Below are 26530 nucleotides of genomic sequence, written 5' to 3' on the forward strand. Positions count from 1 at the left end.
CTAACTTATCTTTCTTCTAATAAATTTCAAACTCAATAAAAATGAAAATACAAACAAAATTAAATCGATTATAATTAAAATTATAAATATATTTAATTTATTTCCAATTTCAAACTTCAAAAAAGTATCATTTTTTACTATATAAAAAACTCCAGTAATATGAACAACAGTACCAACAACATTGACAATATCTATGGCGATTTTCCCAAATCTAAAAAATATTGGAATGAGTATTTCATAAAGAAAAATATTTATACTTAAAAAAACCAAAAATCTATAAAAAGTTTTGTCATAACCAGTCACAAATGCAAGTAAAAAGTTGAATAAAAAAACTAAAATGGCAGCTGATAATATAAAAAGATATTTGTAAGTTACTATGGATTTTTCTTCAACTGCATTAGAAATTATATATTTATAAAAACCATTTTTATAATCACTTTCAAAAATTTTTATAAATAAAATAATAAGTCCAAAGGATGCTATCAAATATGCTATATCAATATTTCCAGATATTATAGCAATAATCAAAAAGAATGATATCATTGAAATTGCGACTAAATTATTATTTAAAACTATTATATCTTTATAAAGTAATGCTTTCAATTAAATCACTCCTTTATTTAAAAATATCATTATATCCTCTAATGTAGGTTTATCAAAATTTTCTCCTTTGAATGAATTTCTGCTGACACAGGCTTCAATTCCATAATGACCTTGTTTTACTCCTAAAATATCACATTTTGCAATTTCGTTTAAAATACTTTCATCTCCTTTTATTATGCAATACTTTTCAAGCAAATCATCTTTATATTCGGAAAAAATTAATTTTCCATTATCAATATAAGTTATTACATCCGAAATTTTTTCAATATCAGATAAAATATGTGAGGACATTAAAACAGAATGTTTACCATCTCTTACAAACTCAAAAAGCGAGTCCAAAAGTTCATCTCTCACAATCGGATCAAGTCCAGAAGTTGCCTCATCTAAAATTAACAACTTTGGATTATGTGAAAATGCTACAGCTAATTGCAATTTCATTTTCATTCCTTTAGAAAGTTCGCTGACTTCCTTTATAATTTCTATTTCATAGTCAGCAAGCAATTTTCTAAAAAGATTTGTATCCCAATGTTTATAAATCAAACTACAAAATTTTTCAATTTCATATATCTTAAAGTTGTCCGGAAAATGAATTTCATCAAAAACAATTCCTATATTTTCCCTTTGAATTGGAGTTAATTTGTTGTTTTCCATTCCAAAAATAATACAACTCCCACTATCTTTTACAATTATATTTAAAATCGTGGAAATCAAAGTTGTCTTTCCTGAGCCGTTTTTCCCGATTAAGCCCATAATACAGCCCTCTTTCAAATCAAAAGTCATATTCAAATTAAAATTTTTATAATTTTTTTCAAGATTCTTAATTTTTAACATAATTACCTCCAATTTTCAAAAATTTCCTTAAGCTCCTCCTTAGATAGTCCTAAAGCATCCGCATAAGTGTAAACATTTTTAATTGAGTTTTCCAATAATCTGTAATATTCATCTTCAATTACATTTACAGTTTTATTTGTAACATAAGTTCCCTTCCCAGCAACAGTTTGTATAAAACCATCCTTTTCAAGCTCCATATACGCCCTTTTAGTCGTAATTACACTTACTTTTAAATCCGTTGCTAAAGCTCGAATGGAAGGCAGTAAATCTCCCTGTTGTAGATTTTTATTCATAATTTCTTTTTTTATCTGTTTTACAATCTGTAAATAAATTGGGTCTTTATCGTCTTTATATAAATTAATTAACATATAACCCTCCTCTCTATCTGCTGTATATATACATTATATACACTTAAAATAAATTTGTCAACATTTTTTATAAAATTATTGTATGTTTTTTGTTATTATTCTAATTCAGTTCTATTTTATCCACTAAAAAAGTGTCAAAATTTCTCATTGACACTTTATTTTTTCTAACTCTATATTTTCTTATCTTTTTCCTTATACATCATTTTGTATTTCATACCTATTGTTCTACTTATATAGTTTGATGATATTGCACAAATTATTAAAGTAAATAAAGTTGTTATATATAATTGACTTTGATTGCCTATTATCCAAGATACTATCGAGATAAAAATTCCACCTGCAATAAAGACAATTCCTGAAAATTTATTTGCAAATCCAAAAACTATATCATTACTCATTGTCCATTTATTTCTTATTGCAAATTCACTTTCTTTATTTACTCTTCTTAAATAAATTCCGTATATTGCGGTTAAAATTGCAATTAAAGTGAAAACTAATCTAATTACATAAAATGGAATTTCCATTTTTGAATTTTTTAACATAAGTTTTAAAACTGAAAATGTAAAGTAATTACACATAATAGAAATAAGCAGATTTACAAAAGCTACAACAGTTACTCCTGTTGGGTAATTTTCATCATTAAATTTCTTTCTAACTCTTCTTAAATATGTTATTCCAAAGAATGATAATACCACATTTACCAAAGCAAATGTATAAATCATAAAGGAGCCTATAAAAACTTCTTTACCATCTTTAATATAAGCAAAAACTGATGACGGTAGTACAGCAAAACCTGCTGTTGCCAAAATTATAGGTGTAATCGCTAAAATTAACAATAACTTTAAAAATTTATTCATTTCTAGTCCTCATATCCATACTTTTTATAGAATTCTTTTTTATATTCTAAAAATCTATCTTCTCTAATTGATTGTCTTATATTTTCCATTGTTTTAAGTAAAAATCTTAAATTATGGATTGAAAGAAGTCTTGCCCCTAATATTTCATCAACATTTACCAAATGTCTTATATAAGCTCTTGTGTGATTTCTACAAGCATAGCAATCACATTCATCATCAAGTGGAGCAAAGTCCTTCGCATATTTAGCATTTTTTATAACAAGTTTTCCCTTTGAAGTCATTGCAGTTCCATTTCTTGCAATTCTTGTAGGAAGAACACAATCAGCCATATCAATTCCCGCTTCAACAGCTTCAAATAAATAATCCGGAGTTCCCACTCCCATTAAATATCTAGGCTTATTTTCAGGCATAAATTGTGTTGTATAATTTAGATATTCAACCATAATTTCTTTAGGTTCTCCTACACTAAGCCCTCCAATAGCATAGCCCGGTAAATCCATATCAATTGTAGCAAGTGCAGACTCTCTTCTTAAATCTTTGAACATTCCACCTTGAATAATCCCAAAAAGTGCTTGATTATCTGTATTTTTATGATAATCCTTACATCTCTTTAACCAACGTAAAGTTCTTTCCATAGAATTTTTTACATAATCATAACTTGCAGGATATGGTGCACATTCATCAAAAGCCATCATAATATCAGAGCCTAAATCATTTTGAATTTCCATTGATTTTTCAGGAGAAATAAAATGCTTTGAACCGTCAATATGAGATCTGAACTCTACACCCTCTTCAGTTATCTTTCTAATATCTCCAAGGCTGAAAACTTGAAAACCTCCACTATCTGTTAAAATTGGCTTGTCCCAATTCATAAACTTATGAAGTCCACCAGCCATTCTAATAATTTCTTGACCTGGTTTTAAATATAAATGGTAAGTATTTCCTAAGATTATTTGTGAGCCTATCTCTTTTAACTCATCTACATTCATCGCCTTAACAGTCGCTCTCGTTCCTACAGGCATAAAAATTGGAGTTTCGATAACACCCCTATTTGTATATATTTTCCCAAGTCTTGCATTACAATCCGAAGACTTTTTTATCAATTCGTATTTTAATTCCATTATTTCTCCTTTTTAATAAGCATTGCGTCGCCAAAACTGAAAAATCTGTATTTGTTTTTCGTAGCTTCATTATATGCATTCATTATTATCTCTTTTGATGCAAAAGCACTGACAAGCATAATTAATGTTGATTTTGGCAAATGAAAATTTGTAATAAGGCAATCAACAACCTTAAACTCAAAACCCGGATATATGAAAATATCCGTATTCCCCTTACAAGCTACAAGTTTTCCATATTTTTTATAAACTGTTTCCAAAGTTCTTACACTTGTTGTTCCAACCGCAAAAATTCTATTTCCTTGTTCCTTTGCTGTATTAATTATTTCAACACTTTCTTCTGAAATTTCATAATACTCATCATGCATTTTATGTTCCAAAACATTATCAACCTTAACCGGCCTAAAAGTTCCAAGTCCGACATGAAGTGTAACTCTTGCGATTTTAACTCCCTTTTCTTGAAGCTCTTTTAAAAGCTCATCTGTAAAATGAAGTCCTGCAGTCGGTGCTGCGGCTGAGCCATTGTGTTTTGCATAAACAGTTTGGTATCTATCTCTTTCTTCCAATTTTTCGTGAATATATGGTGGAAGTGGCATTGTTCCAAGTTCATCTAAAATTTCCTCAAAAATTCCATCATAAGAAAATTTTACAAATCTCTCTCCATCTTCACTTATCCCTACAACTTCTCCAAGTAATTTTCCATTTCCAAACTCAACTTTTGAACCTATCTTCATTTTCTTTCCGGGTTTAACCAAAGTTTCCCAAGTATTATCCTCATGTTTTTTCAAAAGTAAAACTTCTATAGCCTCATCTTTACCAGGTCTTGCTCCAAAAAGTCTTGCAGGAATAACTTTGGTATCATTAATTACCAAAACATCATCCTTTTTTATATAATCAACAATATTTTTAAAATTTTTATGTTCTAAATCAAAATTTTCTCTATTTACAACTAAAAGTTTTGAACTTGATCTATCCTTAAGTGGGAACTGAGCAATCAAAGACTCATCAAGCTCAAAATCAAAATCATCTGTTTTTAAACTATTCATTAACACTCTTCCTTTATTAAATTATAAAATACATCTACAAGCATATATTATATCTTGTTTTCCAATATTTTTCAAATTTTTTAAAATAAACAACCATTTTTAAAAAAATTTTATTTACATCTTCTTAAACACAAAAAAAGTAACTGTTAAATAATCGTTACTTTTTCATTCTATTCAATATTTCTTCTAAAACATAATCTCTATTGTCAATATAATCTTTTATTGTCGGTTTTAAAATTTCATCTGGGATTAATACATTTTCTTTTATTTCTTTTTCTGTAAATAAATCTTTATTATCTTTAGTATTATCAAAAAAATTTTGTCCATAGCTGAATATTAATTTACTATTTGGCAAAATATCTTGTGTTACATTTCCTGACGAATATATTCCTCCTGCCAAAGGTTCTCCATAAATTGTAACATCTTTAAATTTTTTCTTTAGAGAATATACCACTTTTGTTCCTGCAGAAAAAGTATTTCTTCCTACTAAAATATGAATTTTTAATTTTTTATTTTCCTTCTCATACTTTTCTAACTCATCTAAAAAAGATAGAAAAACAGTTTCGCTTCCTCCCTCATTATATCTTAAATCAATTATTATATTATTAATTTCCAATAAACTTTTATTATCTCGAATGTAATTAAAAAATTCAGCTGAAAATTTGTCAAAAGGTTTATATTCTTCACTAAAACATTTATTATAATGAAGAACCATTGCATTGCTCTTCGGAAAAGTTTCAAAAGTATAAGATTGTGTTGGATTCATCTTATATGGAATATTGTCAATTTCTAAAAAAGATTTGCCAATATAATTATAAGTAACAAACTCCAAATTGTCTATTTTCTTAAAATCATTTTCTAATTTTTCTCTTTCTTTTCCTGATGATTTTTCAATTAATTTTAATATTGATTTTTTATAATTTTCTTTATTTTTCTTAAATTCCTCTGTTTTAGAATATTCACTTTTTTCTGTTTTAACATCCCTATTAATCTTAGGTTTAAACTTTACATTAAATTCTTTTTTATCTTTTTCAATCACTACATTTATTTCATTTACATTTGAAATTAATTTAAGTCCTACAAGATAATCCAAATCTGTTATATAATAGTCAACCCAATAATCAATATTATATTTGTTATCTCCAGAAATTATTTCCTTTGCTTTTTCCCTAATATTTTTTATTTTAATTCCATTTATACTTTTTACTTTACTAAAATTATACTCTTCATACTCTTTTTCAATTCCGATTATATATGTGCCCTCATCAAAAGTTTTCAAATAAAAAGGTAATATAGCCTGGCTTGGATTTAAAAAACTAAGATGTCCTTCTTTAAAATAGCTCATTATTCGTTGAATTTCAACTACAAACTCACTGTCAGAAATATTATCTATATTTGATTTTAATTCTTTTATTCTATTTTTAAAATCTTCATCTGTAATATATCTATATTCCTTTTGATGTTTTTCAAGCATTACACTTTCAAAATATTCTAAATCTGCAATAAGTTTTTTGTTTCTAACTTCCCTATTTTCTCCCTTAAAAAATATGAGTTCATTTGTATTTACATTAGAATTTTTATTTCCAAAAGACCCACAAGAAGTTAAAAATATTAAAGCTAAAAGAAAACAAATAATTTTTTTCATTACATCCTCCAAAAAAAAAAAAGAGAATTAACAATATAAAAATATAGCTAATTCTCAGAGTGTGGACAAAGTAAAGATTTTATCCATACTCTGAAATACACTAATAATATATTTTACTTTTTTATTCTTCCAAAATGATTGTATGCTTTTTCAGTTACAATTCTTCCTCTGCTTGTTCTACTTAAAAATCCTATTTGTAGTAAATAAGGTTCATAGACATCTTCAATTGTAATTCTCTCCTCACCGGTGGATGCTGCTATTGTATCAATTCCAACAGGGCCTCCTGAAAAATTATCTATTATTGTAGTTATTATTTTTCTGTCTATCGTATCAAGACCAAGAGAATCCACTTCCAAAATATCAAGCCCGTCTTTGCTAGTTTGTAAATCAATTTTTCCATTTCTCTTAACTTGTGCAAAGTCTCGAACTCTCTTTAAAAGTCTGTTTGCAATTCTAGGAGTTCCTCTGGAACGTCTTGCAATTTCAAGCGCTCCCTCAGGTTCAATTTCAATTCCCAAAATTCCTGCAGATCTTGTAATTATTTTTTGTAAATTTTCAATACTATATAATTCAAGACTCAACATAATTCCAAATCTGTCACGAAGTGGTCCTGTAAGTTGTCCTGTTCTTGTCGTTGCACCTATCAAAGTAAATTTTTCAAGGTCAATTCTAAGACTTCTGGCACTTGGACCTTTACCAATTATTATATCAAGTGCATAGTCTTCCATTGCAGGATATAAAATTTCTTCAACACTTCTATTTATTCTGTGAATTTCATCTATAAACAAAACATCATCTTTACTTAAATTCGTCAAAATACTTGCAAGATCACTTGGCTTTTCTATAGCAGGTCCTGAAGTAACTCTGATATTAACGCCCATTTCATTTGCAATGATATTTGCAAGAGTTGTTTTTCCAAGTCCCGGAGGACCATAAAGCAAACTATGGTCAAGAGGCTCATTTCTTGTTTTTGCAGCCTCAATAAAAATTTTAAGTCTTTCTTTTGCTTTTTCTTGACCAATATATTCATCAATCCATTTCGGTCTTAAACTGGTCTCTATTTCAATATCTTCCCTAGAAAACCCAGTACCTATAATTCTATCTTCATAATCTTCAAACATACTAACACCTATAATTTTTTCATACTAAGTTTAATTATATCTTCAATTTCCATTTCATCAATATTTATACTTGAAAGAAATCTCTCAATATCATTTTTCATAAATCCTAAATTTATTAAAGCATCAGAAACAAGTTCTCTCTTTTCCAAGTCTTTTCCATTATCTAAAGTCGAAACTTCCATTCCTGAAATATCCTTGCTACTGATACTGTCAATTGAAATTTTATCCTTTAATTCCAAAATGATTTTTTGTGCAGTTTTCTTACCCACACCTTTAGCTGTAGCAAGAGCAACTGCATCTCCATTTACAATAGTCAATTTCAAACTATCAACAGACATTGATGATAAAATTCCACACGCCACCTTTGGACCAATACTATTTACACTTACAAGTAGTTTAAACATTGAAAGTTCAGCCATAGTTTTAAATCCGAATAGAGCGACATAATCTTCTTTTACTATGTAATCTGTATAAATTGTATAAAAATCTCCAACAGTTACATTAAATAATGTATTGTTGGAAGTAAAAATCTTATAACCTATTCCACCATTATCTATAACAATATAATCATTATATATAAATTTAAGTTCTCCACTAATATATTCGTACATAAAACACCTATTTCATTCTAAATTGTTCTTTAAATTTCAAGCTAAAAAAATGGCAAAGTGCAATAGCCAAAGCATCTGCAGCATCATCGGGTTTAGGAACGGATTTAAGTTTAAAAATCATCTTAACACTCTCTTGCATTTGCTTTTTGTCCGCTCTACCATATCCTGTAATGGCTTGTTTAACTTGTAAAGGAGTATATTCATAAGCCAAGATATTCTTCTTTATAAAGGATAAAATCTCAACCCCTCTTGCCTGTGCAACATTGATTACAGTTTTTACATTTTTATTAAAAAATAACTCTTCAATTGCAAGTTCATCAACATTATGTAGTTCTATTAATTTGTTCAATTCTTCATCAATAATTTTAAGCCTATCAGGAAGTGGAATTCCTGCTTTTGTTTCAATTACTCCATAATCTATAAGTCTTACTCTATTCCCGATAGCCTCTATAATTCCATAACCAACAATTGCAATTCCGGGATCTAATCCAAAAATAATCACAAAAAATCCTCCAATACTATCAAATATCATAACATAAAAAACAATTTTTTTCAATTAAGATTATTTTAGGATTTTTTCATAAAGGAATTTTATGCACAAAAAAAAGCAAGAATTAAATTCTTGCTCTTAATCTTATTCGTAATCTTCACAACTTAGTAAATCTTCTCTCTTAACTTTTCCTTTTTCGTCATAAGTCATTTTACTAAAATTAATTAAATGTGGAATACCATCTAATTTTCTACATTCAATTAAATGAACAACTTTGCTTAAATCTCCAACTTCTTTAGCTTGAGTTTTCATGATTTTCATCATTGAATATTTAAGTTCAGTTTCTTTGAAAGTAATAGTTGACATTCCTTTTTTATTGAAAGCAGCTTGAACCATTGATTCACAGTTTTCTTCTGTAAGTGCAGGAATTAAAATATAATCTACATCACTTGCAGCTTCGATTCCAGCTTCGTCTTTAACTTGAACAGTCTTATGTGAACCTTTAGCAACAGCCATAATAGCTGCCATGAATGGTCTAATTCCAGCAGATCTATGTCCTGAAATAATTAAAGTTTCTCCTTTAGCAATAGCTTCTTCGATATATAGACCATGTTCTTCTTTCATATAACCTGTGTCTACATGTTTTTGTAACATTGGATGCATACAAATTTCCTCCTTCTATTTTTCATATATATTTATTATACTACATTTTCAATTTTAAATAAATACTTTAAAACAAAATTATTAAAATAATTTATCTATTTCTGTGTAATACCTAACTACTAAATGATAAACCTATTATTGATATAGTTACAATAACAACACCAATCAATAAAGTTAAAGTTAGTGGAGTAGATAAAAATATAACTGACAAAACAACACTCCATAAACTAAAGGTACTATTTAAAACCATTCCCTTTGGAACTCCATTTAAATTCATTCCTTTATAATAAAGCAAATAACTTAATGCGGCAAAAAATCCAGCAAAAACCAAATATCCTATTGTACCAAAACTTTGTATTGTTGTAACAAAACTACCAAACAAACTTAAACAAGGTAAAACTAAAAATAATATACTAATTCCAGATATCATTTCCCTTATATTTAGTATTATTTCCTCTTCAAGCTCTTCTTTTGTTGCAAAACTTACAATTGTTGCTTCAAGACCCCAACTAAAGCCTGCAAGCAAAGAAAACAAAATTCCAAGATAAAAATATGGGTAATTTCCTGTAGGTTTTGTATAAGAAAGAACAAATGTTCCTGCGATACAACCAACTATACAAATAAAAGTTTTAAAATTAATTTTTTCTTTTAAAAATATAAAAGATAAAATAGTTCCAAACATTGGACATAATGCGGAAATTGGTATTGCATAAGCAGGACCCGCTAGAGAAATCCCCATTATATATGAGCATTGTCCAACAGGCCCTCCTATTAAACCCGCAAAGCAGACCCATTTACCAGTCTTTGTTTTCAATGCGGGTAATATCATCTTCAATTTTCCTAAAAATCCATTATATCCAAGAACAAATAATCCTGCAAATAGATCATTGAATCCTGCAAAAACTAAAGGTAGAAAGAATATAATTTCTGCATTATAGTTTTTCATCAATCCACTTTCCATAAGCAAAGACAATACCATACCATTGACTGCCCACAAAAACCCTGAGGAAAGTCCTACAAATTCGTTCTTAAATTTTTTCATCTAAAGTTATACTCCATTCGGAAAAATTTATTTATCTAATTCTCTTAAGCCATATTTATCAATTATATTAAGAAGTTTTTTACCATAATTAGGATCTGTCGCATAAGTTCCAGTTAAAGCTCTAGCAGCTTCTTCTGGAGATTTTGCAGATAAAACTCCTGCATAATATCTTCTAAGCCATTTACTTTTTGTAAATAAATTAGCATAATATTCAAATGCTTCATCATAACCTGAGAACTTCATAAACTTTGCTGTAATATAATATTTTACACCGTTTTTATACTCAGCTGTTCTTATTTCATAATATCTTGAAGGTGGAGTATCTTTAGCAGCTTTTATTCCAAATAAATTATAAATTGGAGCTGGTGATAAACTATCACTTCCAAAACCAGTTTCCAAACAAGCTTGTGCAACTGCAATTGATGGGAATAGTCCTTTACCTTTAACAGCCTTTAAAACTCCTGTAACTATTTTATCTATAAAAGCATTATTATAAGATTTTGTTCCATATTTTCCATTTACAAAATTTCTATATCCTGACGCATCCTTAGCTCTACCAGTAAACTTTTCTCCATCTTTGAAGAAGTACCAATCTTTACCATCATCATACCAACCATCGGCATATTTTCCATTGTAGAAGAATTTTCTTCCATTTGCATCATTGCCATATCCACTATGTTTATCTCCGTCATTGAAATAATACCATTTTTCGCCATCTTTATGCCACCAGTTTGCATATTTTCCGTTATCAAAATATTTCATTCCATTGCCATCTTCTCCATAGCCACTATGTTTAGCTCCATTTTGGAAAAAGTACCAAGCTTTACCATCGTCGTACCAGCCATTTGTATATTTTCCATTATAAAAATATTTCTTTCCGTTGGCATCTTTTCCATAACCGCTATGTTTCTTTCCGTTTTGGAAAAAGTACCACTCTTTTCCAACTTCACACCACCAATTAGCTAAATCTCCTTCACTATCAAAGAATAAACCATATTTATATTTGCTTTTTGTATCTTTTGAGTATTTTCCATTTTTAAAATCCCTTTTCCCAGATGCATCTTCTGCTGTACCTGTAAATTTTACTCCATCTTGGAAAAAGTACCATTCTTTACCATCATCAGCCCACCAGTTTGCATATTTTCCTTCAGAAAAGAATTTTTTTCCATTAGCATCTTTTCCGTAGCCAGTATGTTTTTTACCATCTTGGAAAAAATACCAAGCTTTACCATCATTAGCCCACCAGTTTGCATATTTTCCTTTAGAAAAGAATTTTTCTCCACTTGCATCATTGCCATAGCCAGTATGTTTTTTACCATCTTGGAAAAAGTACCAACCATCACCATCATTAGCCCACCAGTTTAAATATTTTCCACCAGAAAAATATCTTTTCCCATTTGCATCATTGCCATAACCAGTATGTTTTTTACCATTACGGAAAAAGTACCATGCTTCACCGTCATTGTACCACCAGTTTGCAGGTTTTCCATCATCTCCATAAAATATTTTATTTCTATACTCTTTTGCTTCTATTAATTTATCACTTTCAAATGTACTCTTAAGTCCTAATCCACTCAACATTACTAGAGAAAATACTAAAACTTTTTTGTTTATTCTCATAAATACCTCCTAATAATTATTTTTTAATAATCATCTAATGTAATTAATTTTAACATATTTTTTCTATAACATCAACAAATAGCTAAAAATAAGCACTAAAAATTACAAAATTATTACAAAAGTGTTACAAAATTATTAAAAGCATATTTTTAACAAAAAATTTTTAAATAGAAAATTGAATATAAAAAAAGGAGAGATCTCATCTCTCCTAAATTTATATAATTAATTACTATTTTACTTCGTAATCATAATGTACATCATTGTTTAATAAACATTGATTGTAGTCTTTCATAATATCTCTAGCTTCAAATGATAACCAAAGGATAGCAACTAAGTTTGGTAATACCATTAAACTGTTGAAGATATCTGCTAATGACCAAACGATAGCAACTTCTCCAAGAGAACCAGCTATGATACAAATAAGAACTATAGCTCTATAAGGTAAAAGTCCAGCTTTACCAAATAAGTATTTGATATTTGATTCTCCGAAATAGTACCAACCAACTATAGTTGTAAATGCGAAGAATGATAAACAAACGGCTAAGAAAATAGCTCCGCCTGATCCAAATGCAGTTCTGAAAGCTTGTTGAGTTAATTGTGCTCCGGCTAAGAATTTTCCATCAGCTCCCTTAACTTCATAAGCACCTGTTACTAAAATAGAAAGTGCTGTTGCAGAACATACTAAAACTGTATCAATGAATACACCGATTATAGCTGTTAAACCTTGTTCAGCAGGGTGTTTTACGTGTGCTACAGCATGAGCATGAGGTGTTGAACCCATACCAGCTTCATTAGAGAATAATCCTCTTGCAACCCCTTTTTGAACAGCCGCTTTAACTGCTGCCCCAGCGATACCACCGGCTACTGCTGTACCGTTAAATGCACTCTTGAAAATCCATGCGAAAGTAGGTCCAATCTTATTAGCAAACATAACTAAAATTACTAAACTTCCTAAGATATAAACTGCAGCCATAACAGGAACTACAAGTTCAGCAAATTTTGCAATTCTGTCAATACCACCGATGAAAATTAAAGCTGCTAAAATAGCAATAACAACACCAATAATAGCTGGGTTAATATTTTCAAGTCCTTGAATACCTTTAATACCTGATGCTATTGAGTTTGATTGAACAGCATTACCCATAAATCCTAAAGCCAATACTATTGCAATTGAGAAAAATCCTGCAAGAATTTTAGCAAATGCTCCAGTTTTCTTCATGCCTTTTGATATGTAATATGCAGGTCCACCAACAAATTCTCCGTCAATTTTAGATCTATATTTTTGAGCTAAAACTGCTTCTACAAAAATTGTTCCCATTCCAAAGAATGCTGATAACCACATCCAGAAAATTGCTCCAGGTCCACCTGCTGTAATAGCAGTTGCAACCCCTGCTACGTTACCTGTTCCTACTTGAGCAGCAACTGCTGTTGCCAATGCTTGGAATGAAGACATAGAACCTTCTTCTTTAGGTCCTTCTTGTTTTTTGAAAAGTCCTCCAAAAACTAATTTAAAAGCCTTTCCCATTTTTGTGATTTGTGGGAAGCCCAAAATAAATGAAAGGAACAATCCCGCAAATAACAAACCATACATAAGTATATTACCAGCGATAAAATCGTTTATTTTGTTGATAGTATCAACAAGTCCTGAACCGCTTAGTAATACTAAATTAGATAATAAGTTCATATAATACCTCCTATAAAATTTATTAATTGTATTATACACTTTATTAGGGTATAAGTCAATATGTTTTCGGGAAAACTTTTGAGATTTTATAGGAAATTAATTATAAAAATTCAGTTTAAAAATTTGACTATTTTTAACATTTTCCACAAACCGAGTACTTAATAGCATTATTTTTTCACGACAAAAAAGGTATATAATTAAATAATTATAATTATATACCTTTTCCCATTTAAATATAAAAAATATTTTTACTTAACTTTATCAATATATTTTCCATAACCTTCTTTTTCCATATCCTCTAAAGGAATAAATCTCAAAGAAGCTCCATTGATACAATATCTCTTTCCACCCTTATCCTTAGGGCCATCGTCAAAAACATGTCCCAAATGTGAATCTCCGCCTTTGCTTTTTACTTCAATTCTTTCAAGTCCATGACTACGATCTTTTTTATAATTAATATTTTCATCTATTGGTTTGGTAAAACTTGGCCATCCACAACCAGCATCATATTTATCTTTTGAAGAAAAAAGCGGTTCTCCTGTTACTATATCAACATAAATTCCTTTTTCATCAAATTTATCATATTTACTTGAAAATGCTCTTTCAGTTGCTCCATTTTGTGTAACATTATATTCCAATTCGCTCAATTTATTTTTTAGTTCTTCTTTGCTTGGCTTTTTATATTTTCCATCTCTTCTTTCAAGAGGTTTATCCGCAAGACCTAAGTCAATATGACAATATCCATTTGGATGTTTCTTCAAATAATCTTGATGATACTCTTCAGCGACAACAAAATTCTTAAGTTTTTCAACTTCAACAGTTATAGGCTTATCAAAATTTGCTCTTTGATCATTGATAAATTTTTCTATAACAGTTTTATCATTTTCATCAACATAGTAAACTCCTGTTCTATATTGTCTTCCACTGTCATTACCTTGTTTATTAACACTTGTAGGTTCAATTATCCTAAAATAATGTTGTAAAATTTCTTCAAGAGAAATTTTATCTTTATCATAAACTATATGCACAGTTTCTGCGTGATCAGTACTCTTAATTTTTTCATAACTTGTCTCAGAGCCGTTTCCATTTGCATATCCAACAGTTGTATCTGCAATACCTTCTATTTTTGAAAAATATCCTTCAACACCCCAGAAACAACCTCCTGCTAAATAGATTTCTCCTTTGTTCTTAATTGAACTTAAATCAACTTTTGGTTTTTCCATAACTCGCTCTCCTTTTCTAGTTTTTATTTTATATGTTACTACAAATCCTATTATAAAAACACATAAAATAAAAGGTATTAAAATTTTTTTCATAAAAATCATCCCCTTCCTGATTTTATAAAAAATATACCCTCCAAAAGATAATACCAATCAAATGTATTTAAAAAATCGTAATTATAAAAAAAGGAAGTTGTTTCCAACTTCCATAAATTATTCTGAAATTATTTTTACACTTGCACTTACGCCTAATCTGTCAGCACCTAATTCTATCATTTTTAAAGCAGTAGCCTTATCTCTTATTCCTCCACTTGCTTTAACTTTTGCTTTGTCTCCTACAGTTTTTTTCATAAGTGCAACAACATGTTCATTTGCACCTGAAGTGCTAAACCCTGTTGAAGTTTTTACAAATTCAGCTCCAGCCTTAACACAAAGTTCAGAAACTTTTACAATTTCTTCATCTGTTAAAAGACAAGTTTCTATAATAACTTTTAAAAGTGCTTTTCCTCTTGTGGCATCTACTAGCGCTTTTATATCATTAAATACAAAATCTAAATCATTTGATTTTAATGCACCTATATTGATTACCATATCAATTTCATTTGCACCATTTTTGATTGCATTTTCAGTTTCAAAAACTTTACTTTCTGTTGTCATTGCTCCTAGTGGAAATCCTACAACAGTACAAACTTTAGTATTTGAACCTTTTAAGTTTTCAGCACATCTTTTTACATGACAACCATTTACACAAACAGAGAAAAAGTCATATTTTTTAGCCTCTTCACAAAGTTTGTCTATCATTTCATAAGTAGTATCTGCCTTTAATGCAGTATGATCCATATATCTATTTAATTCCATTATGCTATCTCCAATGCTAATTTCATCATAGTTGTAAAACTATTTTGTCTTTCTTCAGGAGTTGTAATTTCTTTAAAATGGAATGAGTCTGAAACAGTTAAAATTGTAATTGCATTAACTCCTGCATAATTAGCATTACAATAAAGAGCATAACTTTCCATATCTACTGCTAGAACTCCCATTTGTGCCCATTTTTTCCAATCTTCAGGTGAAGCATTATAGAAAATGTCTGAACAGAAAATATTACCTACATTGATGTCAATATTTTGTTCTTTTGATGCTTCATAAGTTTTTCTTAAAAGTTCCCAAGAACAGTTTGCTGAATATGTTCCATCTAATTTATATTGATGAGCAAAATTTGAATCTGTTGAAGCAGCCATTCCTACAACTACATCATATAATTTAAGTTTATCACTATAAGCTCCACAAGAACCGATTCTGATTAAATTCTTAACTCCATAAAAATGAATTAACTCATAAGAGTAAATTCCAATTGATGGAACACCCATTCCGCTTCCCATTACTGAAACTTTTTTACCTTTATAAGTTCCTGTATAACCTAACATTCCTCTTACATCATTAAATAATGTAACATCTTCTAAAAAATTTTCTGCAATAAACTTCGCTCTTAAAGGATCTCCTGGCATTAAGACAGTTTCTGCAATTTCTCCTTCTATCGCTCTATTATGTGGTGTCATAAAAAACCTCCTTAATTATCTTTTATCTTACATAATATTAACATAAAAACTCTATTTTTTCAAGAATAATAGCCTAAACTCTAAATATCACAAGAGTTTAAATCCAACAATAATTGATGAACAGTCTTTTTAAATACAGGATGAATTTTATCCGGACTTATCTCATTCATAGGCTCTAAAACAAAAGACCTTTTTTGTATTTCAATATGTGGAACTTTTAAATCTTCTTCATCAATTATTAAATCTTCATAGAATAAAATATCTAAGTCGATAATTCTTGGCCCCCATTTGATTATTCTAACTCGTCCCATATCAAGCTCTATTTTCAAAAGAACTTCTAAAAGCTCTCTAGGACTAAGCTTTGTCTCGGCTATACAAACTGCATTTACAAAGTTATCCTGTTCTGTATAACCATAAGGCTCAGTTTCTATATAAGTTGAAACTTTTTCAACTAAAACTCCTCTTTCGTTCATCATCTTAATTGCTAAATCAAGATTTTTCCGACCTTCTCCCATATTACTACCTAAAGCAATCCAAACTTTACTCATAAGTCCTCCTATTTTTTATATGCTCCAAAATTAATATCTTCGCTTTTATCTGCCATTCTAATTGCATCTCCAATTAAAATTGCTGAAAAATGTTTATCAAAATCATGAACTCTTAGTATATTTACACCTTTAAAAGATGCAATCGCACTTAAATATGCAGATGCAAAATCTACATTAGAAAGTCCTTCTTCTGTTTTTATATCTGAGTCAATATTATTTTCAGTTAAAATATTTACTACAAATCTCTTTCTGGAAACTCCTAAAAAGGATAAATATCCCATATCATGAATTCTATCTATTCCCTTAATCAATTCTAAGTTTTCTCTTTTTGTAAGAGCAAAACCGATACCGGGATCTAAACAAATTCTTGATTTATCTATCCCCTTTGAAATGGCAATCTTTAAAGTTTTATTAAAACATTCTTCCATCATGTCTAAAATATCTAAACTTTGTAAATATTCCAAATCTTTATCTGTCATAAAAACATTTTTGCCAAACTTTGGAAAAATTTTTGCACCTTCATGTTCAGGTCTTATAATTACGGGATTAAACATCATAATATATCCAACATTTGAATTTGCAATGACATCAACCATTTTTTCATCACCGAGTAAACCTGTAATATCGTTAATAATATCCACACCCGCATCTATTGCTGCCTTAGCAACTTCAGATTTCCAAGTATCAACTGAAATTACAACATCCATTTCAGACTTAATTGCCTTGATAATCGGAACAATTCTTTCAATCTCTTCTTCTGCGGAAATTAATTTACTTCCAGGTCTTGTTGACTCTCCTCCTATATCAAGCATATATGCCCCTTTTGAAACAAGCTCTTTTGCTCTTTTTACAGCTCTATCAATATCAAAGTATTTTCCACCATCTGAAAAAGAATCTGGTGTCACATTCAAAATTGAACATAACTTTGTACTTTCTCCATTTTTGATTGACTTACTCCCAAACTTAAATTCGATATCACTCATAAAGACCCCCATATAAAATAATTTTTAATTATTATATATTTATTATATTAAATAAAACTTAAAATATCAATATAAAAAAATCAGCTAATCGCTTAGCTGATTTTCAGTAAAATTTTAAAATTAATTTTTTGCAATTTCTTCAATTAATTTTAGTGTAAAGTCATAAACTCTTTCAGTTGAAGGAATTGAAAGATTTTCTTGTGGAGTATGTGCACCTCTAATGTCAGGTCCAAATGAAATCAACTCAAGATTTGGATATTTTTCATAAACTGCTCCACATTCAAGTCCTGCATGAACTATAATATTTTCAAATTCCTTTCCAGTTAACTCTTTATAAACTTTGTTTGCATATTTTTGTAGTGTTGAATTTTCTTTCTTTTCCCATGAAGGATAACCACCTGAAAATTCATAATTCAAGCCAAATTTTTCTCCGATTTTACTAAAAGATGACTTCATATCTGCTAAAATACTCAATGAAGATGAACGAATAGAGTCACGGATTATAATTTCATTTTCAGTAGTTTGAACTATTGCAAGGTTTGATGAACTTATAATTCCAGTTTCATCTTTTGAATTAACCCCTGTTGGCAATTCTTCTAAAATATCAACTAGAGTATTTTTTAATGCGTTTGTTAAAACTTTTCCATTAAATGTTTCTTTTTTATCTATTGTAAGTTGTTCTTCACCATTGTATTTTCCTGTAAATTTAGCAATTAATTCATCTAATTTTGGTGAATTTTCAATTACAATTTCTCCAACTCTAGGAATTGCATTATCTTTATTTCCACAGTTTACACTGGAGATTGAAAGTCCGCTTTCTTTTATAAATTCAGCAATTGTTTTAATCATATTTCTTCTATTCTTGCCAATTTCCATTCCTGAATGTCCGCCTAGATATCCGTCAAAATGAAGTTTAACAAGCTCTACTTCCTTATTTTCAAATTTTAATTCCAAATTTGTTTTAAATAAAGTACCACCAGCGGAACCAAGAGTTAAAATACCTTCTTCTTCGGAATCGATATTAAAAAGATATTTTCCTTTTAAAAGACCTTTTTCAAGTCCTAAAGCTCCTGCCATTGTTGTTTCTTCAGTAACTGTAATAAGTACTTCAAGCTCTGGATGAACTAGAGTTTCATCTTCTAAAATTGCCATTGCCATTGCAACTGCAATTCCGTCATCTGCTCCAAGTGTAGTATTATTTGCAAAAAGTAAATCATCTTTAACTACCCATTCAATTTTATCTGTTGCAAAATTATGTTTTGAGCTTGTAGCTTTTTCACAAACCATATCCATATGTCCTTGTAGAATTATTCCTGGTTTATTTTCATATCCCTTTGTTGCAGGTTTTCTTATATAGACATTAAGAATATTATCTTGCTTTGTTTCAAGTCCTAATTTTTTACCAAAATTATAGATGTAATCAGATACTGCCTTTTCATTATGTGATTCACGAGGAATATCTGAAAGTTCTCTAAAATAGTGAAAAACTCTTTCTGGCTTTAAATTCATATTATTCTCCTTTTACAATGTTTTCTACAATTTTTACAAGTAATTCTGAACCTTTTTCCATATATGAAATAGGAACAAATTCATATCTACCATGGAAGTTAAATCCACCAGCAAAAATATTTGGACAAGGAAGTCCCATGAAAGAAAGTCTTGATCCGTCAGTACCACCTCTAATTGCTTGAATTTTTGGAGTAATTCCAATTTCAACCATTGAATTATATGCTAAATCAATTATATCTTTTCTGTCTTCTAATTTTTCTCTCATATTGTAATATGAATCTTTAAGTTCTAAAGTAATTGAATTATCATATCTGAAATTTAAAACTTCAACTATTTTTTTCATATATTCTTTTTTATTTTCAAATTTTGCTCTATCAAAATCTCTTATAATAAATTCCATATGAGTATTTTCAGTATCACCTTTCATTTCTAATAGATGATAAAAACCGTCATATCCTTCTGTATGTTCTGGTCTTTCATTTGCAGGTAACATTGATAAAAGATTATGAGCAACCATAAGTGAATTTCTCATAATATCTTTTGCTGAACCCGGATGAACATTTTTACCTTTAATATCCACAATTGCACTGCAAGCATTGAAACTTTCATATTCAAGTTCTCCAATAGGTCCACCGTCAATTGTATAAGCAAAGTCTGCACCAAATTTTTTAACATCAAAATGGTCTGCTCCACGTCCTATTTCTTCATCAGGAGTAAAGCCTATTGAAATATCACCATGTGGTAAATTATTTGATGTAATTTTTTGAATTGCATCCATAATAATTGCAATTCCTGACTTATCATCTGCCCCCAATAAAGTATTTCCATCAGTTGTTATTAATCTTTCTCCAACAACTTCTTTTAAGCAAGGAAACTCTTTTACAGACATCGTCACTTCATCATTTAACTTAATATCTCCGCCTTTGTAATCAACAAATTGAGGATTTACATTTGCTCCGGTAAGTTCTGTTGCAGTATCCATATGTGCAATAAAACCAACTTTTTTTAGATTGTTTTCTACATTTGATTTCAAATGAGCATAAACATAACCCTTTTCATCAATATGAGCATTTTCAATTCCCATTTCTTTTAATTGCTTTACAAGTAAATTTCCCAAGTTCTTTTGTTTCTCTGAAGAAGGAACTGTTTCAGACTTAGGATTTGATTGAGTGTCCATTTTTGCATATTCCACAAAACGATCTACTATATTCATAACTACCTCCAAATAATTTATTTCATATCTATTTTACCACAATTTTAAAATTAAAAAAAGATAGCAATTATCTTCTGCTATCTTTTCATTTGATTATATCTTTTTATATTTTCTTCTGTTAAAAATTCAAAGGCTGAATTAATCTCTTGAAATTTTTCAGTGGTATCTGTATCTCTATTCAAATCCGGATGATATTTTTTTGCAAGTTTTCTATATTGCAACTTAACTTGATAGTAATCTATATCAAAAGTGTTAAACTCTAAAACTCTGCAAGCATTTTCGAATTTATTCTTAAAATCACTATATGGGTCATAACTTGCACCAGCATTTTGATAATATCCTTGATAACCTTGATATCCTCCATAGTATCCGCCCTGATTTGAAAAATATTCATTAAAAGCATTAAATCTTCTTTCCCATTCTTCTTGTTCTCGTCTTTGTCTTTCTTCTCTTTCTCTTTCATATTGTTCTTCTTGAGCTCTTTCATATTTTCTTTTATATTCTTTAAAAGATGAATATCCCTTATTATTCCCCAACAAAAAATTTCCATAATCATTCAAATATTCACATAAAGAGTAATTAATGTATCTTAGAAAAGAAATAAATTTCTTTCCCAAAAATGGAACTATGAAAAAGATAAATATAATTAGCCAAAAAACTGGATTTGAAAGTAAAAATATAAGCACTAAAGGAAGTAAAAACGAACCTAAAGTTAAAAAAGCTATTCCAATTAATACTAAAAATACGGAAATACTGCTTAGTAAATTTACAATATAAGATAAGCCTGTTACTATTGCTCCTAAAATTACATCCAAGACTTTTGAAAGTCCTAAAATAAATTTTCCAAAAAGTTTTTTCACACTATTCTCCAAATTCTTCCTTTAAAATTTCATAAAGCGCTTGAGCTTCTTCCTTTGTAAGAGTTATACCTTTAGACATTCTTTCATGACTTGGATTCCAATCTCTTATATCGTATTTTGGTTCTCTTTCATTCCAACTAACTAAATTTAACTCTTTTCTCCAACCTTTTTCATTTTCAGAAAGAATTCCTAATTCCTCTGCAATTTCGAATTTTAATTCCATTTTCTCCTCCTAATTTAACATTCCATTTTTATTTGTAGGCAAAGAAGCTATAAATCCATCCATTAAACCATTTTTTATTTTTGTTAAAATTTCAATTGAATGATTTATATCTGCCTTTCTATTCTCAACTTTTTTCAATAACTTTTGCATTCTTTCAACCTTTTTCTCATCAAGGGTATCTTTACAGGATTCCCCAAGATTTTTTACTTCTCTTTGCAAAAATTTCAAATTATTCTCTAAAGTTCGAATATTTTCCGAATACTCATCAATATCAAAATCTATCGGATTTTTTATCAATCTTTCTTCTTCAATAGCTTTAAAAATTTTATTCATTGTTCTTTTGCTGTCATCAGCTTTTGCTTTTAGCGTCTTTTTCCAAAGTTCTTTATCCCAATTTTTACTATTTGTTTGAGGAGAAATTTCTTTTGCAATCGCCTTAAAGACATCATCACAAGTATTTTTTTCTTCTATATCTAGTTCGTCAAATAGTCCTACAAAATTTTTAACTTCATTTGAATTAAATCTTTTGCTATTTTTATTTTCTGAGTCTATAATTGTATAAACTTGACTTACATCTACAAAATTATCTGCAAATTCAAGAGTTTTTAAAATTTCTCCTGCCCTAAAAAGATTCATAACATCTCTTTCAAGAGACTTTTGAATTTTCATAAGATTTTCAATATTTTTTTTATATAAAAGTTTAAACTTTTCATCATCTTCTAAAACTAAGTCATTCCTAATTGAAATAATTTCCTCTTTTAAAAGTAATAATTCCGCTAAATTTTCTCTTAAATCATTATATTGATTATATAAATTTTCATTAATCATTAAACATCACCTTCCATATAAGTAGAAAATTTGCTTTTATCAAAATTTAATACTAATTTTTCTTTTTTTAACCTATTCATCTTTTTTATATTAATTTCTCTCTTAAGTGCTTCAGACTTTGTTTCAAAAATTTCAAAATAAACGAGTTTTACAGGAGTCCTTCCTCTAGTATATTTTGCTCCACAGCCTGAATTGTGCTTTTCAAATCTAGCTTTTAAATCAGTTGTATAGCCAGTATAAAAACTTCCATCTTTACACTCCAACATATAAACAAAAGTCATCATAATATTTCCTTTAAAACATCATTTATCACATCAAAACCAAAACCTCTATAAGCTAAATAGTTTATAACTTTTTGCTTTTTCTTGAATTTATCCTCTTCATTAGACAATAGGTTCAACTTTTTTATACCCATTTTAAGGGCATTATCAAATTCTTCATCATATTCAAATTCATCTAAAAAGTCTTCAAAAATATTCTTAGAAATTCCTTTTTGAATTAATAAAGATTTTATTTTATTTTTTCCATATCCATTTAGTTTTTTCTTATCTTCAATAAATATTTCACAATAGATTTTATCGTTTAGATATTCCTCTTTTTCTAAAATATCTAAAACTTCATCTATGACCTCTTCTGCAAAGCCATTCTCTTTAAGTTTTAATCTCACTTCATATTTTGTTTTCAATTTTCCAGAAATATAATTAATTGCTCTTGACTTTGCTCTTTCAATATCTGAAAAATACTTCATTTCTAAAATTTCATCTTCTGAAAAATCCATATCAACAGAAACTTTATACTTTTCAAAAATATTGTAATTCAAAAGAAGTTTTGTTTCATCTTCAAAAATTACTTCAAAAACTTCTTTAGGTTTACTATAATTTATACTTGTAACTTGCATTACTTAAATAATCCTATAACAGTTGGTAATACTCCTACTACCATCATTAAAGCTAATATAAGTGCAATAATTCTAGTTGCTGTTTCTCTTTTCATAAAATCACCTGCTTTTTTTTACTAACCCACATAAATATTGATTTATAAATTCATCAATATTCCCATTCATAACGGACTCCACATTTCCAGTCTCATAACCTGTCCTATGATCTTTTACAAGTGTATAAGGTTGAAAAACATAAGACCTTATCTGTGAACCCCATGCAATCTGAGAATATTTACCTTGAATATCTTCTATTTTTTCTCTATTTTCTTCCTGCTTTATAATCAAAAGCTTTGCAACAAGTTGTCTCATCGCTGTATCTCTATTAAACATTTGGCTTCTTTCAGATTGGCAGGAAACAGTTACTCCCGTTGGAATATGAGTTATTCTAACTGCAGAATCTGTTTTATTAACATGTTGCCCACCTGCTCCACCAGATCTATAAGTATCAATTCGTAAATCTTTAGGATTTATTTCAATATCAGTAATTTCTTCAATTTCCGGAAAAACATCTACACTTGCAAAACTTGTATGTCTCTTATTTGAAGAATCATAAGGAGAAATTCTAACAAGTCTATGAACTCCTTTTTCCCCTTTTAAAAATCCATAGGCATTTTTTCCCTCAACTTTTAAAGTAACAGACTTAATTCCTCCTTCAGTATCAGAATTGTAATCCAAAATTGAAAAAGAAAAACCCTTGCTGCTAATCCATCTTGTATAAAGACGTTGTAACATTTCAGTCCAGTCTTGTGCATCTGTGCCACCTGCACCAGCATGAATTTCTAAAATGGCATTATTTGAGTCATATTCTCCAACCATTAAGGTATTTAATTTCAATGATAAATATTCCTTTTCAATATTGTGAATATTCTTTAATGCTTCTTTTTCATATTCCATAAATTCTTCATCAGATAGAATTTCTAAAAATTCTACAGAATCTACAATTTTTTGACTTAGACAAGTAAAAGTTTCAATCTTAAATTTTAAATTTTTCATATTATCTAAAATTGACTTTGCACTTTTAGAATCATTCCAAAAATCTTCCTTAAAGCTCTGAGCTTCAAGACTCCTATATTCATCCTCTAACTTGGAAATGTCAAAGTGAATCACCAATTTCTGATAAATTTTGTTGCAGTTTTTTTAACCTTTCAATTACTGTACTTAAATTTTCCATCTCTCCTCCAACGACAACAATAAAATACAATCTTTTCATTTAAAAATAGAGCTAATTACACTTCCAATAATGAAAATATAATTACAGTTAATTTTATACTATTAAGATATTTTCGTCAAGTCCAACAAAAAAGGTAGTGTGTTAAGATAAAAAAATTTTTTACACTACCTTTCATATTAAATTCAATCTATATATTCAATATTTTCTCTTTGCAAATACTTCACCATTTGTAACCCAACTCTTGCCATTATCAAAAGACGTCTTGCTTTCCCAATGAAATGTATCGAGAGTAATATTTGAAAATATCCATTGATTAAGACCCTCTGTTTTCTCTTTATTCACTAGTACAATTTTATCATCTATTTTTTCTGCTTCCAAACAAACCATTTTTCCTAAACAAGAATAGCAAATATCCCATTTTTTCTTTTTAGGGTTATATATTCTTATAGTTGTACCATATTCAGCATCCGGTTGTGGATTTACAGCTCTTTCTACTCTTGAAGGACAAATGAAAACATCTTGAATTCCTTGACCATTCAATATCTCTGAAAACAACCATTCTCCTATTACATGCCTTTCTTTTTCAGTTCCTTTTCCATCAACCCATTCAATTTCCCATTCTCCAATTAGAGGAGAAAATATATTTTTGATTTCTGATTTTTCTCCTATCAATGCTTCAAAAAAATTATTCATATATAAATACAAACCTCCCAAATAAATATTCATAAAAGATATAACATAATTTTTTATACATTTACAGATTTGACTTTACCTATAATACTGTTCTTTTATAAAAACATAGACGACAATTTTGATATTTCCCTGGATTATAATTCCTGATTTAACTTAGCAAGAAATTGTTTAAATCGATCTTCATCATTATCTAACTTTCCAAAAAAAATTTCATCAATTCTCTCAACTAAAGGAACAGCTTTTTGTAAAATATCTTCTCCTTTTTTATTCAAAACAACTGTTTTTGCCCTTGTGTCTTTCGAATGTTCTTTTCTATTTACAAAATTGTGTTTTTCTAGTAGATTTAATATTTGAGATACAGTCATAACATCTATCCCTGAGATTTTAGAAATCATAACCTGTGTAACTTCGGCATTATTTTGTGATAAATAAGCAAGGGTTGCTAATACAACAAATTGAGGATGTGTTAGGTTCACTTTTTTCAATTCATTTTTTATCGTAAAATGCCATTTATTGTACACTCTCATAAATAATAATCCCGTCGATTTTTCTGAATTGTTCTTATATTTTGATACAAACAAAATATCACCTTATCCTTCCAAACATTTTTTTAAAGTAAATATGGACTGAGGTACATCTGAAAAAACTTGACTTAAAAATTCTAAATGTCGTTCATCTTCACTGCTTAAAATTACAGAATGTTTTATGTTAACACTTCCATCATTATTATCAATTATTTGATGACCGAAAAGAATATCTCCAAATGGAGTTTCTGTTTTATCCCAAAATTCTTCAAAAGGTCTTACAAGAGTAAGCTGATATTCCATAGGAGGCATCCCTTCAAGTTCCATAGTTCCATATGAACCTGTCTTAAACCCATCTTTTAATGTGATATTTTTTAAATCTTTCTCCCAATCATACCATTTTTCAATATTTGCATAATACTCCCAGACTTTTTCTTTCACTGCTTTGATTTTTAAACTAAAACTAAATTCCATTATATTTCCTCCTTTTTTATTATATGTATACTTATTATAAATAATTTTATTATATTTGTCAATAAGATTTTTAATTTTATTCAATAACT

At 28.8% G+C, this 26530-nt stretch carries 30 protein-coding genes; all 30 read right to left on the minus strand.

What is annotated here, in order from left to right; translation table 11 throughout:
- Window positions 1-603 carry an ABC-2 transporter permease gene (locus VJI77_RS02090; protein WP_323988067.1) on the minus strand — a complete coding sequence of 201 codons (603 nt, stop codon included), beginning with the start codon at window positions 601-603 and terminating at the stop codon, window positions 1-3.
- Window positions 604-1434 carry an ABC transporter ATP-binding protein gene (locus VJI77_RS02095; protein ID WP_323988068.1) on the minus strand — a complete coding sequence of 277 codons (831 nt, stop codon included), beginning with the start codon at window positions 1432-1434 and terminating at the stop codon, window positions 604-606. It lies immediately after the preceding gene.
- A gap of 2 nt (window positions 1435-1436) precedes the next feature.
- Window positions 1437-1802 carry a GntR family transcriptional regulator gene (locus tag VJI77_RS02100; protein ID WP_269755411.1) on the minus strand — a complete coding sequence of 122 codons (366 nt, stop codon included), beginning with the start codon at window positions 1800-1802 and terminating at the stop codon, window positions 1437-1439.
- Window positions 1803-1972: 170 nt separating this feature from the next.
- Window positions 1973-2659, minus strand: a complete 687-nt coding sequence (locus VJI77_RS02105; protein WP_323988069.1) for an SdpI family protein — start codon at window positions 2657-2659, stop codon at window positions 1973-1975.
- Between the two features lie 2 nt (window positions 2660-2661).
- Window positions 2662-3780, minus strand: coding sequence for a tRNA guanosine(34) transglycosylase Tgt (tgt, locus tag VJI77_RS02110; protein WP_323988070.1), 1119 nt, complete (start codon window positions 3778-3780; stop codon window positions 2662-2664).
- Window positions 3780-4823, minus strand: a complete 1044-nt coding sequence (gene queA / locus VJI77_RS02115) for a tRNA preQ1(34) S-adenosylmethionine ribosyltransferase-isomerase QueA (RefSeq protein WP_323988072.1) — start codon at window positions 4821-4823, stop codon at window positions 3780-3782. The genes tgt and queA overlap by 1 nt, the downstream gene beginning before the upstream one ends.
- A 157-nt stretch (window positions 4824-4980) precedes the next feature.
- Window positions 4981-6468: a hypothetical protein gene (locus tag VJI77_RS02120; RefSeq protein WP_323988073.1), complete on the minus strand. Its 1488-nt coding sequence runs from the start codon at window positions 6466-6468 to the stop codon at window positions 4981-4983.
- A 113-nt stretch (window positions 6469-6581) separates the two neighbouring features.
- Window positions 6582-7589: a Holliday junction branch migration DNA helicase RuvB gene (gene ruvB / locus VJI77_RS02125; protein WP_323988074.1), complete on the minus strand. Its 1008-nt coding sequence runs from the start codon at window positions 7587-7589 to the stop codon at window positions 6582-6584.
- 8 nt (window positions 7590-7597) lie between these two features.
- Window positions 7598-8200 (minus strand): Holliday junction branch migration protein RuvA, encoded by a 603-nt coding sequence (gene ruvA / locus VJI77_RS02130; protein WP_323988075.1) that lies wholly within the window; start codon window positions 8198-8200, stop codon window positions 7598-7600.
- 7 nt (window positions 8201-8207) lie between these two features.
- On the minus strand, window positions 8208-8702 hold the full coding sequence (ruvC, locus tag VJI77_RS02135; RefSeq protein WP_009372675.1) for a crossover junction endodeoxyribonuclease RuvC: 495 nt from the start codon (window positions 8700-8702) through the stop codon (window positions 8208-8210).
- Window positions 8703-8834: 132 nt separating this feature from the next.
- On the minus strand, window positions 8835-9353 hold the full coding sequence (locus VJI77_RS02140) for a hypothetical protein (RefSeq protein WP_009372543.1): 519 nt from the start codon (window positions 9351-9353) through the stop codon (window positions 8835-8837).
- Between the two features lie 112 nt (window positions 9354-9465).
- The gene (locus tag VJI77_RS02145) at window positions 9466-10395 is read right to left on the minus strand and encodes a DMT family transporter (protein WP_323988076.1); all 930 of its coding nucleotides are present in this window, start codon (window positions 10393-10395) and stop codon (window positions 9466-9468) included.
- A gap of 27 nt (window positions 10396-10422) precedes the next feature.
- Window positions 10423-12015, minus strand: a complete 1593-nt coding sequence (locus VJI77_RS02150) for a glucosaminidase domain-containing protein (RefSeq protein ID WP_323988078.1) — start codon at window positions 12013-12015, stop codon at window positions 10423-10425.
- Window positions 12016-12244: 229 nt separating this feature from the next.
- Entirely contained in the window at window positions 12245-13699 is a 1455-nt protein-coding gene (locus VJI77_RS02155; protein ID WP_313960975.1) for an alanine/glycine:cation symporter family protein, read from the minus strand.
- A 248-nt stretch (window positions 13700-13947) separates the two neighbouring features.
- On the minus strand, window positions 13948-15015 hold the full coding sequence (gene msrB, locus VJI77_RS02160; protein ID WP_323988079.1) for a peptide-methionine (R)-S-oxide reductase MsrB: 1068 nt from the start codon (window positions 15013-15015) through the stop codon (window positions 13948-13950).
- A 117-nt stretch (window positions 15016-15132) separates the two neighbouring features.
- Window positions 15133-15777, minus strand: coding sequence for a deoxyribose-phosphate aldolase (deoC, locus tag VJI77_RS02165; RefSeq protein WP_009372505.1), 645 nt, complete (start codon window positions 15775-15777; stop codon window positions 15133-15135).
- Window positions 15777-16475 (minus strand): purine-nucleoside phosphorylase, encoded by a 699-nt coding sequence (deoD, locus tag VJI77_RS02170; protein ID WP_009448231.1) that lies wholly within the window; start codon window positions 16473-16475, stop codon window positions 15777-15779. Before deoD ends, deoC begins: the two co-directional genes overlap by 1 nt.
- Window positions 16476-16555: 80 nt before the next feature.
- Window positions 16556-17023 carry a 2-amino-4-hydroxy-6-hydroxymethyldihydropteridine diphosphokinase gene (gene folK / locus VJI77_RS02175; RefSeq protein WP_009447938.1) on the minus strand — a complete coding sequence of 156 codons (468 nt, stop codon included), beginning with the start codon at window positions 17021-17023 and terminating at the stop codon, window positions 16556-16558.
- Between the two features lie 8 nt (window positions 17024-17031).
- Window positions 17032-18006, minus strand: coding sequence for a dihydropteroate synthase (folP, locus tag VJI77_RS02180; protein ID WP_323988080.1), 975 nt, complete (start codon window positions 18004-18006; stop codon window positions 17032-17034).
- A gap of 120 nt (window positions 18007-18126) precedes the next feature.
- Window positions 18127-19515, minus strand: coding sequence for a beta-Ala-His dipeptidase (pepD, locus tag VJI77_RS02185; protein ID WP_323988081.1), 1389 nt, complete (start codon window positions 19513-19515; stop codon window positions 18127-18129).
- 1 nt (window position 19516) lies between these two features.
- Window positions 19517-20728: a peptidase T gene (gene pepT, locus VJI77_RS02190; protein ID WP_313960982.1), complete on the minus strand. Its 1212-nt coding sequence runs from the start codon at window positions 20726-20728 to the stop codon at window positions 19517-19519.
- Window positions 20729-20805: 77 nt separating this feature from the next.
- Window positions 20806-21588 carry a DnaJ domain-containing protein gene (locus VJI77_RS02195; protein WP_323988082.1) on the minus strand — a complete coding sequence of 261 codons (783 nt, stop codon included), beginning with the start codon at window positions 21586-21588 and terminating at the stop codon, window positions 20806-20808.
- Window position 21589: 1 nt separating this feature from the next.
- Complete coding sequence (locus VJI77_RS02200) at window positions 21590-21811, minus strand: YdbC family protein (RefSeq protein WP_009372535.1); 222 nt, start codon at window positions 21809-21811, stop codon at window positions 21590-21592.
- A 9-nt stretch (window positions 21812-21820) separates the two neighbouring features.
- Window positions 21821-22639 (minus strand): hypothetical protein, encoded by an 819-nt coding sequence (locus tag VJI77_RS02205; protein ID WP_293439935.1) that lies wholly within the window; start codon window positions 22637-22639, stop codon window positions 21821-21823.
- Window positions 22639-22923 (minus strand): GIY-YIG nuclease family protein, encoded by a 285-nt coding sequence (locus VJI77_RS02210; protein ID WP_323988083.1) that lies wholly within the window; start codon window positions 22921-22923, stop codon window positions 22639-22641. Before VJI77_RS02210 ends, VJI77_RS02205 begins: the two co-directional genes overlap by 1 nt.
- Window positions 22920-23537: a regulatory protein RecX gene (locus VJI77_RS02215; protein WP_323988084.1), complete on the minus strand. Its 618-nt coding sequence runs from the start codon at window positions 23535-23537 to the stop codon at window positions 22920-22922. The genes VJI77_RS02210 and VJI77_RS02215 overlap by 4 nt, the downstream gene beginning before the upstream one ends.
- 99 nt (window positions 23538-23636) lie before the next feature.
- A protein-coding gene (gene prfB / locus VJI77_RS02220) for a peptide chain release factor 2 (protein WP_323988085.1) occupies window positions 23637-24750 on the minus strand; the annotation gives its coding sequence in 2 pieces (ribosomal slippage) (window positions 23637-24674 and window positions 24676-24750; 1113 coding nt in all).
- A gap of 195 nt (window positions 24751-24945) precedes the next feature.
- The gene (locus tag VJI77_RS02225) at window positions 24946-25443 is read right to left on the minus strand and encodes a hypothetical protein (protein WP_323988086.1); all 498 of its coding nucleotides are present in this window, start codon (window positions 25441-25443) and stop codon (window positions 24946-24948) included.
- Window positions 25444-25577: 134 nt separating this feature from the next.
- Window positions 25578-26024 carry a MarR family winged helix-turn-helix transcriptional regulator gene (locus VJI77_RS02230; RefSeq protein WP_323988087.1) on the minus strand — a complete coding sequence of 149 codons (447 nt, stop codon included), beginning with the start codon at window positions 26022-26024 and terminating at the stop codon, window positions 25578-25580.
- A 9-nt stretch (window positions 26025-26033) separates the two neighbouring features.
- Window positions 26034-26441 carry a polyketide cyclase gene (locus tag VJI77_RS02235; RefSeq protein ID WP_323988088.1) on the minus strand — a complete coding sequence of 136 codons (408 nt, stop codon included), beginning with the start codon at window positions 26439-26441 and terminating at the stop codon, window positions 26034-26036.
- Window positions 26442-26530: the final 89 nt, after the last annotated feature.

Source organism: Parvimonas sp. D2, from assembly GCF_035282635.1.
GTDB lineage: Bacteria > Bacillota > Clostridia > Tissierellales > Peptoniphilaceae > Parvimonas.

Excerpts from the sequence above, each read along its gene's own strand:
- VJI77_RS02095 (WP_323988068.1), bottom strand. The coding sequence starts at position 1,434 with ATGTTAAAAATTAAGAATCTTGAAAAAAATTATAAAAATTTTAATTTG.
- VJI77_RS02100 (WP_269755411.1), bottom strand. The coding sequence starts at position 1,802 with ATGTTAATTAATTTATATAAAGACGATAAAGACCCAATTTATTTACAG.
- VJI77_RS02105 (WP_323988069.1), bottom strand. The coding sequence starts at position 2,659 with ATGAATAAATTTTTAAAGTTATTGTTAATTTTAGCGATTACACCTATA.
- tgt (WP_323988070.1), bottom strand. The coding sequence starts at position 3,780 with ATGGAATTAAAATACGAATTGATAAAAAAGTCTTCGGATTGTAATGCA.
- queA (WP_323988072.1), bottom strand. The coding sequence starts at position 4,823 with ATGAATAGTTTAAAAACAGATGATTTTGATTTTGAGCTTGATGAGTCT.
- VJI77_RS02120 (WP_323988073.1), bottom strand. The coding sequence starts at position 6,468 with ATGAAAAAAATTATTTGTTTTCTTTTAGCTTTAATATTTTTAACTTCT.
- ruvB (WP_323988074.1), bottom strand. The coding sequence starts at position 7,589 with ATGTTTGAAGATTATGAAGATAGAATTATAGGTACTGGGTTTTCTAGG.
- ruvA (WP_323988075.1), bottom strand. The coding sequence starts at position 8,200 with ATGTACGAATATATTAGTGGAGAACTTAAATTTATATATAATGATTAT.
- VJI77_RS02140 (WP_009372543.1), bottom strand. The coding sequence starts at position 9,353 with ATGCATCCAATGTTACAAAAACATGTAGACACAGGTTATATGAAAGAA.
- VJI77_RS02145 (WP_323988076.1), bottom strand. The coding sequence starts at position 10,395 with ATGAAAAAATTTAAGAACGAATTTGTAGGACTTTCCTCAGGGTTTTTG.
- VJI77_RS02150 (WP_323988078.1), bottom strand. The coding sequence starts at position 12,015 with ATGAGAATAAACAAAAAAGTTTTAGTATTTTCTCTAGTAATGTTGAGT.
- VJI77_RS02155 (WP_313960975.1), bottom strand. The coding sequence starts at position 13,699 with ATGAACTTATTATCTAATTTAGTATTACTAAGCGGTTCAGGACTTGTT.
- msrB (WP_323988079.1), bottom strand. The coding sequence starts at position 15,015 with ATGAAAAAAATTTTAATACCTTTTATTTTATGTGTTTTTATAATAGGA.
- deoC (WP_009372505.1), bottom strand. The coding sequence starts at position 15,777 with ATGGAATTAAATAGATATATGGATCATACTGCATTAAAGGCAGATACT.
- deoD (WP_009448231.1), bottom strand. The coding sequence starts at position 16,475 with ATGACACCACATAATAGAGCGATAGAAGGAGAAATTGCAGAAACTGTC.
- folK (WP_009447938.1), bottom strand. The coding sequence starts at position 17,023 with ATGAGTAAAGTTTGGATTGCTTTAGGTAGTAATATGGGAGAAGGTCGG.
- folP (WP_323988080.1), bottom strand. The coding sequence starts at position 18,006 with ATGAGTGATATCGAATTTAAGTTTGGGAGTAAGTCAATCAAAAATGGA.
- pepD (WP_323988081.1), bottom strand. The coding sequence starts at position 19,515 with ATGAATTTAAAGCCAGAAAGAGTTTTTCACTATTTTAGAGAACTTTCA.
- pepT (WP_313960982.1), bottom strand. The coding sequence starts at position 20,728 with ATGAATATAGTAGATCGTTTTGTGGAATATGCAAAAATGGACACTCAA.
- VJI77_RS02200 (WP_009372535.1), bottom strand. The coding sequence starts at position 21,811 with ATGGAATTAAAATTCGAAATTGCAGAGGAATTAGGAATTCTTTCTGAA.
- VJI77_RS02205 (WP_293439935.1), bottom strand. The coding sequence starts at position 22,639 with ATGATTAATGAAAATTTATATAATCAATATAATGATTTAAGAGAAAAT.
- VJI77_RS02210 (WP_323988083.1), bottom strand. The coding sequence starts at position 22,923 with ATGATGACTTTTGTTTATATGTTGGAGTGTAAAGATGGAAGTTTTTAT.
- VJI77_RS02215 (WP_323988084.1), bottom strand. The coding sequence starts at position 23,537 with ATGCAAGTTACAAGTATAAATTATAGTAAACCTAAAGAAGTTTTTGAA.
- VJI77_RS02225 (WP_323988086.1), bottom strand. The coding sequence starts at position 25,443 with ATGAATAATTTTTTTGAAGCATTGATAGGAGAAAAATCAGAAATCAAA.
- VJI77_RS02235 (WP_323988088.1), bottom strand. The coding sequence starts at position 26,441 with ATGGAATTTAGTTTTAGTTTAAAAATCAAAGCAGTGAAAGAAAAAGTC.